The organism is Marivita sp., assembly GCF_965656765.1.
GTDB lineage: Bacteria > Pseudomonadota > Alphaproteobacteria > Rhodobacterales > Rhodobacteraceae > Marivita.
The window spans coordinates 1-12,923 of the sequence record NZ_CBFHLV010000077.1; the positions used below are offsets into that span (position 1 = coordinate 1).

A 12,923-nucleotide genomic window follows, 5' to 3' on the forward strand; every position below is an offset into this window, starting at 1 on the left:
ATGTGACATTGCTCTTGCCGAACACCCCAGGGAACGCAGTCACCGCCGAAGTGGTCTATACCGGCCCGATCGAGGCGCCGATTGCCGAAGGACGGCAACTGGCCGAGCTGATCATCAGTCCAGAAGGTCTGCCCGAACACCGCATTCCTCTTTTTGCCGCAAGCGCCGTGCCGGCCAGCGGGTTCGTATCGCGCATGATGAGCGTGTCACAGGTATTGCTGGGTCGCATGCAGGCTCCTGCTGAGGAAACGATGTGATCCAATCTGGGCTGTTTGTCAGCTTTGAAGGCATTGACGGGTCGGGCAAATCCACACAATCGCGGATGCTCGCTGACCGCGTGAAGGCAGCAGGACATGACGTTGTCCACACGCGCGAACCGGGTGGCAGCCCGGGAGCCGAAGAAATCCGCGCTTTGGTGTTGCAAGGCGACCCGGACCGTTGGTCTGCAGAGACCGAGATCCTGCTCTTCACCGCTGCGCGCCGCGATCATCTGGAACGCACGATCAAACCCGCGCTTGAAGCTGGCAAGGTGGTGATTTGTGACCGCTTTGCTGACAGCACGCGCATGTATCAAGGACTGTCGCGGGGCAATCTGCGCGCCAAGGTGGATGCGCTGCACGACCTGATGATCGGGATGGAACCTGACCTGACGCTACTCATCGACATGGACCCGGAAACAGGCCTCAGCCGTGCCAAAGCGCGCAACACGGTTGAAGAACGCTTCGAGGATTTCGGCGCTTCGTTGCAAGAGGCGATGCGCGCTGGTTTCTTGGCTTTGGCCAAAGAATACGCCGGCCGTTTTCGCGTGATCGATGGCGCGCGGGATGCGGATACCGTTGCAGAGGATGTCTGGGCTGCGGTAAGCCCGCATCTGACATGAGCGACACAACACAGCCAGAACCAGATCGCATCGACGGCGCACCGCATCCGCGCGAGACTGTCAAACTGTTTGGGCAAGACGCGGCACAAGCGGATTTCCTGCAAGCGTTCAGCTCTGACAGGTTGCATCACGGCTGGCTGATCACTGGGCCGCGCGGCGTCGGCAAGGCGACATTGGCCTGGCAAATCGCGCGCTTCCTGCTTGCGACACCCCTGGTACAAGACGACAGCCTGTTCGGTGCGCCTCCGCCCCCAACCGATCTGCATATCGACCCGGAACACCCCGTATCCCGCCGCATTATGGCAGGGTCAGAACCGGGTCTTTTTGCATTGCGCCGTCCCTATGACGAAAAAGCCAAACGTCTTAAGGCGCAAATCACCGTGGACGAAGTGCGCCGCCTCAAGGGTTTCTTTTCGCTTAGCTCTGCCGATGGCGGACGCCGTGTTGTTATCGTTGATGCCGCCGACGACATGAACGTCAGCGCTGCCAACGCGATCCTCAAACTGCTGGAAGAGCCGCCTGACCGCACCACGCTGCTGTTGGTTAGCCACCAGCCGTCGCGGCTTTTGCCGACCATCCGGTCACGATGCCGCGAATTGCGGCTCGCTCCGCTGAACACCGCTGACATGGCGCAGGCCTTGGCTGCGACGGAAATTGACCAGACGGTCGCAGACCCTGCCGCCCTTGCCGCCTTGTCTGGCGGGTCGGTCGGCGAAGCCGTGCGCCTGATGCAGCAAGACGGGCTCAAGCTTTACGCGGACATCGTCAAACTGCTGTCCACCCTGCCTGATCTCAGCCGACCGCATGCCATTGCCTTGGCCGAAAGTGCGGCAGGCCGTGGCAAGGAAGACCGGCTTGACCTGCTCTTGGGCCTCTTTGATCGGGCATTGACCCGGCTTGCCCGAAGCGGTGCCATTGGCCATCCACCAGACCCAGAAGCCGCAGCACAAGAGGCACAGACATTCCAACGCCTCTGCCCGTCGCCGGCGACCGCGCGAAAATGGGCGCAACTGGCGCAGGACCAGGGCGAGCGTTTGCGCCACGGTCGGGCAGTAAATGTGGAGGCCGGATCGCTCTTGTTGTCCAGTTTCCTTGCCCTTCAGGATGGCTGCCCCAGGTCGTAAGCCACATCTTGACGGCCCCGCCCGCATCCCTGATACCAGCCTCATGTTGACACCACCAATCACCGACAGCCATTGCCATCTGGACTTCCCGGATTTCGACGACGAACGCTCCGAGGTCATTTCCCGCGCACTTGACGCAGGGGTGCGCCGCATGGTGACGATCTGTACCCGGCTGCGTCTTGAAGCGCAGGTGCGCGCGATTGCAGAAGAGTTTGAACCGGTGTTCTACGCTGCGGGCACCCATCCGATGAGCGCCGCAGACGAGCCGTTGACGACGGTGGATGAACTGGTCGCCCTGGCGCAGCATCCGAAATTTGTGGGCATTGGCGAGACCGGACTGGATTACCACTACACCGCTGAAAGCGCCGAGGTTCAGAAGACTTCGCTCCGTATCCATATCGAGGCGGCACAGGAAACCGGGTTGCCCCTGATCATCCACGCCCGTGCGGCGGATGACGACATGGCACAAATCCTCACAGACGGGTTCAACACCAAGCCCTATACCTGTGTCATGCATTGCTTTTCTTCGTCGGCTGAACTGGCCCGAGCGGCACTCGACCTTGGCTTTTATTTGTCTATGTCCGGCATCGCCGCGTTCCCCAAAAGCCAAGATTTGCGCGACATCTTCGCCGCAGCACCTGTCGACCGCGTGCTGGTCGAAACCGACAGCCCCTACCTCGCCCCGCCCCCGCATCGGGGCAAACGGAACGAGCCCGCCTATACCGCCCACACCGCCCGCGTCGGGGCGGATGTGTTCGGCATGGACTATGCCGATTTCGCAGCCCAAACCGAGGCGAATTTTGAACGCCTGTTTTGGAAGGTCGCACAATACAAGGCGGCCACCTGATGAACGAAACACGCTTTACCATTCTTGGTTGCGGATCGTCGGGCGGTGTGCCGCGCCTTGGTGGCATTTGGGGGGCGTGCGACCCCGACAATCCGCGAAACGTGCGGCGCCGCTGTTCGATGCTGATCGAACGCGAAACCGACGCAGGCATCACCCGCATTCTGATCGACACCAGCCCAGACATGCGCGCACAATTGCTTAGCGCCGGTGTCGGAGAATTGGACGCGGTTGTTTACACCCACAGCCATGCCGACCACGTTCACGGGCTGGATGATCTGCGGATGATCGTCTTCAACATGAAGAAACGCCTCGCCGTCTGGGCCGATGGCGATACGCAGAACGATCTGTTCTCGCGCTTTGGCTATGCCTTTGTGCAACCGTCGGACAGCCCATACCCGCCGATCCTTGATATGAACACGATCAATGGCCCGATCGAGATCTCAGGCGCAGGTGGCACCGTCACCTTGACGCCGTTCCAAGTGAACCACGGCAGCATTGATGCGCTGGGGTTCCGCATCGGTGATCTGGCCTACCTGCCGGATGTGGCCAGTATCCCTGAAGATGTCTGGGCCGACCATCTGCAAGAACTTGATGTTTGGATACTCGACGCCCTGCGTCGCGATCCGCATCCCACCCATGCCCATCTGGCCAAATCGCTGCAGTGGATGGACCGAGCGAGGCCGCGTCAAGGTGTGCTGACCAACATGCATGTCGATCTCGATTATGCGACAGTTGAGGCCGAAACCCCCGATCACATCACACCGGCCTATGACGGCATGGTGATCACGCAGCCGCTGGGGTGAGCGTGCCCGGACGATACAGCGGGCGCATCGGGTCGGTGTACCTTTGACATGCAGGCATTGATCGACGTCATCCTCCCAGTCTTTCTGGTTGTCGGCTTTGGCTATGCAGTGGCTTGGCGCGGGTTGCTTTCTGCGTCATCCGTCGACGGGCTGATGTCTTTCACCCAGAACGTCGCCATACCGTGCCTCTTGTTCCGCGCGATTTGGACGCTGGATATCGGCGACAGCTTCTCAATCTCGTTGCTGATCAGTTTCTACACCGGGTCGCTGACCTGCTTTCTGGTTGGCCTGTTTGGCGCGCGATATCTGTTCAAACGAGATTGGGAAGACGCGGTTGCCATCGGTTTTTGCTGCCTCTTTGCAAACTCCGTTCTGTTGGGCCTCGCCATCACCGAACGCGCGTTCGGACCTGATGCACTCTCCGCCAACTATGCCATCATCGCGCTGCATTCGCCGTTTTGCTACGGGCTGGGCATCACCGTCATGGAATTCGTCCGTGCTCGCGCGGCGGACCAGCCGAACCGCGATGTGCCGCTGATCGTGGTCAAGGCAATGTTCCGCAATGCGTTGGTCATCGGCATCGCGCTGGGTGCGGTTTTCAACCTGCTCAATATCAGCCTGCCTGCGCCCTTTACCGACGCGCTGGATATGATGGTGCGCACGGCCCTGCCCGCCGCTTTGTTTGCGATGGGCGGTGTGCTCTATCGCTATCGCCCCGAAGGCGACATGCGGATCATTCTGTTTGTCTGCGCGATCAGCCTGCTGCTGCACCCGTCGATCACATGGACCCTTGGCACCACCTTTGCGCTTGAAGACAGCGCATTGCGCAGCGCTGTGATCACGGCAGCAATGGCGCCCGGTGTGAATTGCTATGTGTTTGCCAATATCTATGGCCACGCCCGCCGTGTGGCCGCATCATCGGTCCTGATGGCAAGCGCCCTTTCAGTGATCACCGCGTGGCTTTGGCTGGGCACGTTGCCATAAGCGCCATCCACAACCTGCCCCATAAATTGGGCGAAACACCCCATCCAACACCATACCATGTGTCCCATCAGCCTTGTCACACGGAACATGTGACGCCGTCTTTGCGTTACCCCCTCGAACCGACGCCAACGGAAACCGAGGATATGCAACACGTTATCGCCACCTTGATCGCACTCACACTTCCAGTCAGCGTAAGCGCGGCATCGTTGTCAGATGTGATCGCCGACTACGTCACAACGTTCGATGCCTCGACCCTGAACGCAGACGAGCAGGCGCGTATCGTCGGTATCCACAACCGGGCTAATCTTGCCCACGGTATGAAGGTGCTGCTGGTACATGATGTTCTTCTGAAGGCAGAAGCTCTGGAACATGAAAACATCCACTCAACAAAGCCTGAACCGGTCCAAATGTCGGCTGCCGACTAGTCTTGCGAAAACCGGTCCAGAATTTGCGCCTGGCGGCCGCGATTTTTGTGTATCGAACAGGCCTACCGTTTGACGGCCCATTTTGTATGAGCTAATCACATTGTATCCGAATGGATACAAGAATAGATGTCAGAAATCCCTATCCTCTCCAGCGGCGAAACCGCCTATGCCAGCCTGATCCAAACCCTGCGTAGCGGAGAGTTTTCGCCCGGTGACCGGCTCCGCGAAGAAGACGTTGCACAACGCCTGAATCTATCGCGGACACCTATCCGAGAGGCGCTGCGCCGATTGGAAATAAACGGCATCGTCGAACATCGCCCCCGCATTGGTGCGGTGATCCGCAAACTGTCACAGACTGAGATTGTAGAGCTTTACGAGATGCGGATTGTGTTGGAATGCACCGCAGCCCGAATGGCAGCCCAGCACGGCTCAGAGGCAGAGTTTGACGCGCTCGAGCATATGAACGCGCGGATCAAAGCTGCCCAAGACGCACCTACCCAAGGGGCGGCCATAAATCAGGATTTTCACGAGGCGCTTTACCGCGCGGCGCGCAATCAGTTCCTTGTCGCCTCAGCCGAACCTGTCAACAACGGGCTGATCCTGCTTGGGCAAACGACTTACTTGGATCCAGACCGCATTGGCGTTGTCGTGTCCCAACATGCCGACATGATCACCGGTCTGCGCCAGCGCGATGGCGACATGGCAGCCCACGCCGCCGAAGCGCACGTGCAAACCTCACTGCGTTACCGGCTCAAGGCACTGACCCCATGAGGCCTGTGGCACAGGCCTTTATCGTGGCAGGGCTTGGGGTGGCGGCCTTTCACTGGTTCCACATGCCACTGCCGTGGCTTCTAGGCCCGATCTTTGCTTGCCTTGCTGCGGCACTGGCGGGTGTTGCTATGGGCGGCATCAAACCACTGAACGACACGATGCGCACCATTCTGGGTGTTGCGGTCGGGGCCACCCTGACTCCTGCGGTCCTCGCGACCTTTCCTGCTATGTGGCCGACCTTGGCGCTGGTGCCGGTCATGGTGCTGTGCATCGGTCTGATTGGTGTGCCGTATTTCCAGCGCCTGTGCGGCTATGATTTCGCGACCGCCTACTACGCCTCTATGCCCGGCGGATTGCAGGACATGATCGTGTTTGGCGAAGAGGCGGGCGCAAACGTACGCGCACTTAGCCTTATTCATGTGACGCGGGTGATGATCATCGTTGTCGCGCTGCCGTTCTTGTTGATCTGGATATGGGACGCTGATCTTTCAAACCCGCCCGGCGCACCGGCAAGCAGTATACCTCTGCACGAACTGGCACTGATGGTCGTTTGCGCGATTGTCGGCTGGCGCGTGGCGGAACGGGTTGGCCTGTTCGGCGCATCGATCCTTGGACCGCTGATTGCAACCGCGGCGTTGACCCTCGCCGATGGTCTGCATAACCGCCCCCCAGCCGAGGCCATCTGGGCAGCACAGTTCTTCATCGGAATGACAATCGGCACGAAATACGCTGGAATCACTTTGACCGAAGTGCGTAAGGATCTGACTGCAGGTCTTGGATTCTGCCTGATCCTGATCATACTATCCCTGATGTTTGTCGAGGCGATTTATGGTCTGGGCCTGGCACCCGGAATGGAAACGTTATTGGCTTTTGCCCCGGGCGGCCAAGCTGAACTGACAGTGCTTGCCTTGATCATCGGTGGCGACATTGCGTTTGTTGTCGCGCATCATGTTCTGCGAATTTTCGTCGTCATCATGGGCGCGCCTCTGGCGGCGCGCGTGTTCAAGTCACGACTTGCAAAGTAGCAAACTTAGGTTTGCAAACTTGCAAACACCCCCACAGTGAATTGTGAAAATTGGTGCGGTCGGAGAGACTCGAACTCTCACGGGTGTTACCCCACAGCGACCTCAACGCTGCGCGTCTACCATTCCGCCACGACCGCACTGTCTTGACTTGGTAGGCGGCTCATTAGCGAAGGTCGCAATCGGGGGCAAGCGCAAATTTCGCACTATTGCGAGGATCGTTGCCAGACCCCGACCCGCGGCCCCACAACACGCACCACAACGATGGTCAGGACAATTGCGATCACGCCCCAACCCATCTCGGGCATATCGCCAAAGATCATCCGGTTGATTGACCGTCCGGGCAAAAATGTGAACGCGCCAGCGACGATCAATCCGTTGGAATAGAGGCTCCGAAAAACTGCCTGATGCGCGTTGAAATTGCGGTTCATCGCGTGGCGCACCCCCATCCAAAGCGATACCAGCGTCAACACCGCAAACCCATGCAGCGGGCCAAAGTAAAACGGGCTCCAGAATGCTTGGATCCAGAACGCAGACAGCGCCAGTGACGCCATCGCCACGACCCAGACATAGCCTAGGATTTTGTGCAGACTGTCTCGTCGGTGCCTGTAAAGAACGACGGGGCCAAGTGTGAGGCCAATAATGGCGGAAACCATATGCACTTGGAGATGTGGCGAAGCGGTCAGGAATGGGTCTAGCGTCATGTCGTCCTCTTGTCGTTTTGGATGTGATGCGGCACCTAACACCGCAAGCAGGCCCACCGAGCCAGAGGAGATACGCCAGTGACAGAGATGCGTTCGTGAAAAACAAGGCCCTGCAACTCGCGCTTCGTGAATGGCGACGGCATTTGTTGAACCCGTTGACCATCACAGTCCTTGCTGGGGTCACGGCGGTGCTTGCCTTGGTTGGACCGTTCGGGACGATTCAATCCCTTTCCCTGCCGGAACGTGCCGCCTATTGGGGTGTGTTGGTAATTGTGGGGTATGTGGGCGGCTACCTGATCAGTTATGCGATTCTTCCACACAACGATGTGCCAAAGCAGCGGATCCCGCGTGTATTGCTTGCCGGAGGTCTGACAGGCATCGTGATGACTGCGATGGTCACCGCATTGAATATCCCGGTCTTTGGTGTCTTACCGAGCTTCTCGAACTATCCGGCCTTCGTTGCCACAACCGTCGCGATCTCGATCATCGTCATGGCGGTGATCGACATGTTTAACCGTAACCTGCGCCCACATTCCGGTCCGGTTGAGACGACAGTCCAGACGCCCCCCCTTCTTGACCGTCTGCCTTTCGACAAACGCGGGCCTCTGGTGGCGCTGTCGGTCGAGGACCATTATGTGAGGGTACAGACCACGGTTGGGGACGAGATGCTTTTGATGCGCCTTGCAGACGCCATACGCGAAGTCGGAGAGACAACGGGCGCTCAGGTCCACCGGTCGCACTGGGCGGCCTTTGATCAGGTGGCAAAGGTCAGCCGCCAAAGCGATCGGGCCGTGCTGCATATGAAAACAGGGATCGACGTTCCCGTCAGTCGTGCCAACGTTCCTAAGCTGAAAGAGGCCGGGCTTTTGCCCTGACATATATGGTTGAATGGCGCATTACTGACGGGTTGACCGATTACGACGAGGCCGTGACCGAGATGGAGACGCGGGCGGCAGCGATTGCAGCCGGGTCTGCTGAAGAGTTGGTGTGGTTGCTTGAGCATCCACCGCTTTACACCGCAGGCACCAGTGCCAAGCGCGAAGACCTGAAAGACCCAGACCGGTTCCCCGTCTACCCCAGCAAACGGGGTGGGCAATACACCTATCATGGACCGGGCCAACGGGTGGTGTATGTCATGCTCGACGTGGGCAAGCGCGGGCGCGATGTAAGGTGTTTCGTACAAGACCTCGAACGCTGGGTGATCGCGACCTTGGGCGAGTTTGGACTGACCGGGCATATCCGTGATGGCCGTGTCGGGGTATGGATTGAAAGGCCAGACAAGAAACTTTTACCGGATGGTAAAATCGCCGAAGACAAGATCGCAGCGATTGGCATTCGGCTGCGCAAATGGGTGAGCTTTCACGGCATTTCGATCAATGTCGAACCCGACCTGAGCCATTTCGATGGCATCGTACCGTGTGGGATCACGCAATACGGTGTGACCTCGTTGGTTGATCTTGGGTTGCCGGTGACGATGGATGATCTGGACGTCGCGCTGCGACAGCGTTTTGACGACATTTTTGGTGGTGCAGCAAAACTGACACAAACCTGTCACGGGACTGATACGCGAATCCGGTGAAGCTCTGGCCACCCGGTACGGCGCAGGGCGCTGTCGACCGGATCCAAGCAATCATCATCGGACATGGATCATGACACCTAAAGACATTCACGACCTTTCTGCAGACGACTGGGACGAACTGAACGACCCGCGCCCCGAGGGCAATGATTTCGACAAGGTGGTAGACCGCACAATTTCACGCCGGGGTTTCCTTGGCGGTGTGCTGGCATTTGGTTCCGGCGCTGCCGTCATGGGCGCAGGCATGCTCAAGGGCAGCACAGCGATGGCGCAACCGGCGTCGCGCTTTCCGTTCTCGCCGATCGCGGCACAGACTGACGGCACAATCCATGTGCCCGAAGGCTATAGCTGGGACATGTTGGTGCGCTGGGGCGATCCGCTGTTTTCGGATGCCGAGGGCGCATATGATCCCAAAGCAGGTGTTTCGGTTGATTTCGCTGACCGCGTGATGGGCGAAAACACAGACGGCATGGAGCTATTCAACGTCGACGGGCGCGAAATCCTTGTTGTGAACAGCGAATACACCAACAACAAGACCAACCTGCCGCACCGCGAAGATGGTCTGCCAGGCAGCCTTGATGACGTGCGCATCCTTCAGCATCTGCAGGGTGTAACCGTGATGGAGCTGGCGCAAAGCGATGACGGCTAGTCGGTTGTGGTCGACAGCCCTTATAATCGCCGCATCCACCACAACACGCCGATGACCTTCTCGGGTCCGGCAGCTGGTCATGACCTGCTCAAGACAGAGGCGGATCCGACCGGCATGGCGTCACTTGGTACGATGAACAACTGTGGTTCAGGCCGCACACCTTGGGGCACATATCTGACCTGCGAAGAGAACTTCAACGGCTATTTCGGTGCCGCGTCAGAGGTATCCGCCGATACATTGGTGATGGATGGCTTTGCTCGTTACGGGGTGCGTACTCAGGTCGATGCGGGCCGGTACAATTATCATGGTTTCGATCCGCGCTTTGACATCGCGACCAACCCGCACGAGCCGCATCGCGCAGGTTATATCGTGGAAATCGATCCTGCGAACCCGGACATGACCCCGGTCAAGCACACCGCTCTGGGGCGTTTCAAACACGAGAACGCCGCTTATGGCATCGCCGCAGATGGTCGTGTGGTAGTCTACATGGGTGACGATGAACGCGGCGAATTCATGTATCGCTGGGTCAGCAACGATGTGTATGTCCCGGGCGAGGACACGTCGGCTCTGCTGTCCGAAGGCACACTGTCGGTTGCGGTCTTCGAAGATGACATGAGCGGGCGTTGGATGCCACTGACACCGGCAACCACTGGCATGGACGAAGCACATATTTCTGTCTTCACTCGACTGGCTGCGTCCAAGGTCGGAGCCACCACCATGGACCGCCCCGAGTGGATCGCCGTGCATCCGAACGCCTCCGAGGCCTATTGCTGTCTGACCAACAATTCGCGTCGTGGCGTGCTGAACGACGATGGCACCGTGCGGACCAATGCGGGTGGCGATCCTTTGACGACAAACGCGGTCAATCCGCGCGAAACAAATCGCTATGGTCAGATCGTGCGCTGGCGCCCTGAAGCTGGGGATCATGGTGCCGACGCGTTTTCGTGGGATTTGTATGTGATGGCCGGGAACCCGACGGTTCACACAGAAGGGCCAAACGCAGGATCCGCCAACATCAACGCCGGAAACCTGTTCAATTCACCTGATGGGATGCAGATCGACTCGACTGGAATGATTTGGATCCAGACCGATGGGGATGATGACAACGAGGGCGACTTTGCCGGGATGGGCAACAACCAGATGCTGGCCGGTGACCCTGTCACAGGTCGGATCGAACGTTTTCTGACTGGTCCGAACGGATGCGAGGTGACTGGCCTGACTTGGTCGTCAGACCGTCGCACGATGTTCGTCGGCATCCAGCACCCGGGGAGCAACTGGCCCGACGGCGAAGGAAACCTGCCAAGGTCTGCCGTGATCACAGTCACGCGCGATGACGGCGATCTTGTTGGCTAATCCCGACATGTGACCGTTTTCTACTCCGGGCGCAGATTTGCGCCCGGATTGCCCCATGAATACGCTTCAAGCAACTGTTTTAAATATATTTCTTTTCAACTATGCCGCCATATGATCGGTCGCGGCGTTAGACCAAAGTGCGACAATAAAGTTTGATCTGCGTCAAATACATCCGTTGCCGCCACCTGCCTCACATTCTAAAACGACGATGGAACAAATGGCGCGTGGAGAATCCCTGCGCCTTTTTATTGGGAACCAGCAGGAGGCAGATATGGCAGACGCCGCCATTCACGGCCACGAACATGACGACCAGCGGAGCTTTTTTACCCGCTGGTTCATGTCCACGAACCACAAGGACATCGGGATTCTCTACCTGATTGCCGCCGGTCTCGCGGGCTTCATTTCCGTGGCATTCACCGTCTACATGCGCATGGAGCTTATGAACCCCGGTGTTCAGTACATGTGTATGGAAGGCGCACGCCTGACCGCAGCCGCGGTTGGCGATTGTACCCCGAACGGACACCTTTGGAACGTGCTGATCACCGGTCACGGCATCCTGATGATGTTCTTCGTGGTGATTCCAGCGCTGTTTGGCGGTTTTGGCAACTATTTCATGCCCTTGCAGATCGGCGCGCCAGACATGGCGTTCCCGCGTCTGAACAACCTGTCTTTCTGGCTGTTCGTTGCCGGTACGACGCTGGCGATTTGTTCGGTCTTTGCACCGGGCGGCAATGGTCAGTTGGGGTCGGGTGTAGGCTGGGTTCTGTATCCACCGCTTTCCACCAATGAAGGCGGCATGTCGATGGACCTCGCGATCTTTGCGGTCCACGTCTCGGGTGCATCGTCGATCCTGGGTGCGATCAACGTCATCACTACTTTCCTGAACATGCGCGCGCCGGGCATGACGCTGTTCAAGGTTCCGCTGTTCGCGTGGTCGATCTTCGTCACTGCCTGGTTGATCCTTCTGGCGCTGCCGGTTCTGGCAGGTGCAATCACCATGTTGCTCACCGACCGTAACTTCGGAACTACCTTCTTTGATCCCGCAGGTGGTGGTGACCCGGTTCTCTACCAGCACATCCTGTGGTTCTTTGGTCACCCAGAAGTGTACATCGTGATCCTGCCTGCGTTCGGTATTATCAGCCACGTGATCGCCACGTTCAGCCGCAAGCCGATCTTCGGCTACCTGCCGATGGTCTGGGCGATCATCGCGATTGGTGCCTTGGGCTTTGTCGTGTGGGCGCACCACATGTACACCGTGGGCATGTCGCTGACCCAGCAGTCCTACTTCATGCTGGCAACAATGGTCATCGCGGTTCCGACTGGGGTGAAGATTTTCTCGTGGATCGCCACGATGTGGGGCGGCTCGATCGAGTTCAAAACACCAATGCTTTGGGCATTCGGGTTCCTGTTCCTCTTCACCGTCGGTGGTGTGACAGGCATCGTTCTGTCGCAGGCCGCCGTGGACCGCGCGTATCATGACACCTACTACGTCGTTGCGCACTTTCACTATGTGATGAGCCTTGGTGCGGTGTTCGGCATCTTCGCGGGGATCTACTTCTACTTCCCCAAGATGACCGGCAAGATGTACCCGGAATGGGCCGGCAAGCTGCACTTCTGGACGTTCTTCATCGGTGCAAACCTGACATTCTTCCCGCAGCACTTCTTGGGTCGTCAGGGCATGCCACGTCGCTACATCGACTACCCCGAAGCGTTCGCATATTGGAACTACATCTCGAGCTGGGGCGCGTTCCTGTCCTTCGCATCGTTCCTGTTCTTCATCGGGGT

12 protein-coding genes, 1 tRNA gene and 2 pseudogenes are annotated in these 12,923 nt (G+C 58.4%); 13 read left to right on the forward strand and 2 right to left on the reverse strand.

Features of this window, described 5'->3' with window-relative positions:
- From ACTG4M_RS15515 to ACTG4M_RS15555, 9 genes and pseudogenes are all read left to right on the forward strand, one after another.
- Positions 1–257: pseudogene (locus ACTG4M_RS15515) on the forward strand (D-alanyl-D-alanine carboxypeptidase); the annotation flags it as partial.
- Entirely contained in the window at positions 254–880 is a 627-nt protein-coding gene (gene tmk, locus ACTG4M_RS15520; RefSeq protein WP_439124572.1) for a dTMP kinase, read from the forward strand. The pseudogene ACTG4M_RS15515 and the gene tmk, both read left to right, overlap by 4 nt.
- The gene (locus ACTG4M_RS15525; protein ID WP_439124573.1) at positions 877–2,004 is read left to right on the forward strand and encodes a DNA polymerase III subunit delta'; all 1,128 of its coding nucleotides are present in this window, start codon (positions 877–879) and stop codon (positions 2,002–2,004) included. The genes tmk and ACTG4M_RS15525 overlap by 4 nt, the downstream gene beginning before the upstream one ends.
- 43 nt (positions 2,005–2,047) lie before the next feature.
- Positions 2,048–2,851, forward strand: coding sequence for a TatD family hydrolase (locus ACTG4M_RS15530; RefSeq protein WP_439124574.1), 804 nt, complete (start codon positions 2,048–2,050; stop codon positions 2,849–2,851).
- Positions 2,851–3,654 (forward strand): MBL fold metallo-hydrolase, encoded by an 804-nt coding sequence (locus ACTG4M_RS15535; protein ID WP_439124575.1) that lies wholly within the window; start codon positions 2,851–2,853, stop codon positions 3,652–3,654. The genes ACTG4M_RS15530 and ACTG4M_RS15535 overlap by 1 nt, the downstream gene beginning before the upstream one ends.
- Before the next feature lie 48 nt (positions 3,655–3,702).
- Positions 3,703–4,638 carry an AEC family transporter gene (locus tag ACTG4M_RS15540; protein ID WP_439124576.1) on the forward strand — a complete coding sequence of 312 codons (936 nt, stop codon included), beginning with the start codon at positions 3,703–3,705 and terminating at the stop codon, positions 4,636–4,638.
- 101 nt (positions 4,639–4,739) lie between these two features.
- Positions 4,740–5,063 carry a hypothetical protein gene (locus tag ACTG4M_RS15545; RefSeq protein ID WP_439124577.1) on the forward strand — a complete coding sequence of 108 codons (324 nt, stop codon included), beginning with the start codon at positions 4,740–4,742 and terminating at the stop codon, positions 5,061–5,063.
- Between the two features lie 126 nt (positions 5,064–5,189).
- The gene (locus ACTG4M_RS15550) at positions 5,190–5,834 is read left to right on the forward strand and encodes a GntR family transcriptional regulator (protein ID WP_439124578.1); all 645 of its coding nucleotides are present in this window, start codon (positions 5,190–5,192) and stop codon (positions 5,832–5,834) included.
- Positions 5,831–6,859 carry an AbrB family transcriptional regulator gene (locus ACTG4M_RS15555; protein WP_439124579.1) on the forward strand — a complete coding sequence of 343 codons (1,029 nt, stop codon included), beginning with the start codon at positions 5,831–5,833 and terminating at the stop codon, positions 6,857–6,859. Before ACTG4M_RS15550 ends, ACTG4M_RS15555 begins: the two co-directional genes overlap by 4 nt.
- A 51-nt stretch (positions 6,860–6,910) precedes the next feature.
- Here the strand turns inward: ACTG4M_RS15555 and ACTG4M_RS15560 are convergent.
- A tRNA-Leu gene (locus ACTG4M_RS15560) sits at positions 6,911–6,996 on the reverse strand.
- Positions 6,997–7,062: 66 nt separating this feature from the next.
- Complete coding sequence (locus ACTG4M_RS15565) at positions 7,063–7,560, reverse strand: DUF2306 domain-containing protein (RefSeq protein WP_439124580.1); 498 nt, start codon at positions 7,558–7,560, stop codon at positions 7,063–7,065.
- 95 nt (positions 7,561–7,655) lie between these two features.
- Between ACTG4M_RS15565 and ACTG4M_RS15570 the strand changes: the two genes are divergently transcribed.
- The 4 genes and pseudogenes from ACTG4M_RS15570 to ACTG4M_RS15585 form a co-directional block, all read left to right on the forward strand.
- Complete coding sequence (locus ACTG4M_RS15570) at positions 7,656–8,435, forward strand: LytTR family DNA-binding domain-containing protein (RefSeq protein WP_439124581.1); 780 nt, start codon at positions 7,656–7,658, stop codon at positions 8,433–8,435.
- A 5-nt stretch (positions 8,436–8,440) separates the two neighbouring features.
- Positions 8,441–9,139 (forward strand): lipoyl(octanoyl) transferase LipB, encoded by a 699-nt coding sequence (gene lipB / locus ACTG4M_RS15575; RefSeq protein WP_439124582.1) that lies wholly within the window; start codon positions 8,441–8,443, stop codon positions 9,137–9,139.
- Positions 9,140–9,209: 70 nt separating this feature from the next.
- Positions 9,210–11,138: pseudogene (locus tag ACTG4M_RS15580) on the forward strand (PhoX family protein).
- Positions 11,139–11,409: 271 nt separating this feature from the next.
- On the forward strand, positions 11,410–12,923 hold a 1,514-nt coding region (locus ACTG4M_RS15585), incomplete at its 3' end, for a cytochrome c oxidase subunit I (RefSeq protein WP_439124583.1).

Bases quoted from the DNA above. Each gene is read 5' to 3' on its own strand.
- ACTG4M_RS15525 (WP_439124573.1), top strand. From the start codon at position 877: ATGAGCGACACAACACAGCCAGAACCAGATCGCATCGACGGCGCACCG.
- ACTG4M_RS15530 (WP_439124574.1), top strand. From the start codon at position 2,048: ATGTTGACACCACCAATCACCGACAGCCATTGCCATCTGGACTTCCCG.
- ACTG4M_RS15535 (WP_439124575.1), top strand. From the start codon at position 2,851: ATGAACGAAACACGCTTTACCATTCTTGGTTGCGGATCGTCGGGCGGT.
- ACTG4M_RS15540 (WP_439124576.1), top strand. From the start codon at position 3,703: ATGCAGGCATTGATCGACGTCATCCTCCCAGTCTTTCTGGTTGTCGGC.
- ACTG4M_RS15550 (WP_439124578.1), top strand. From the start codon at position 5,190: ATGTCAGAAATCCCTATCCTCTCCAGCGGCGAAACCGCCTATGCCAGC.
- ACTG4M_RS15555 (WP_439124579.1), top strand. From the start codon at position 5,831: ATGAGGCCTGTGGCACAGGCCTTTATCGTGGCAGGGCTTGGGGTGGCG.
- ACTG4M_RS15565 (WP_439124580.1), bottom strand. From the start codon at position 7,560: ATGACGCTAGACCCATTCCTGACCGCTTCGCCACATCTCCAAGTGCAT.
- lipB (WP_439124582.1), top strand. From the start codon at position 8,441: ATGGTTGAATGGCGCATTACTGACGGGTTGACCGATTACGACGAGGCC.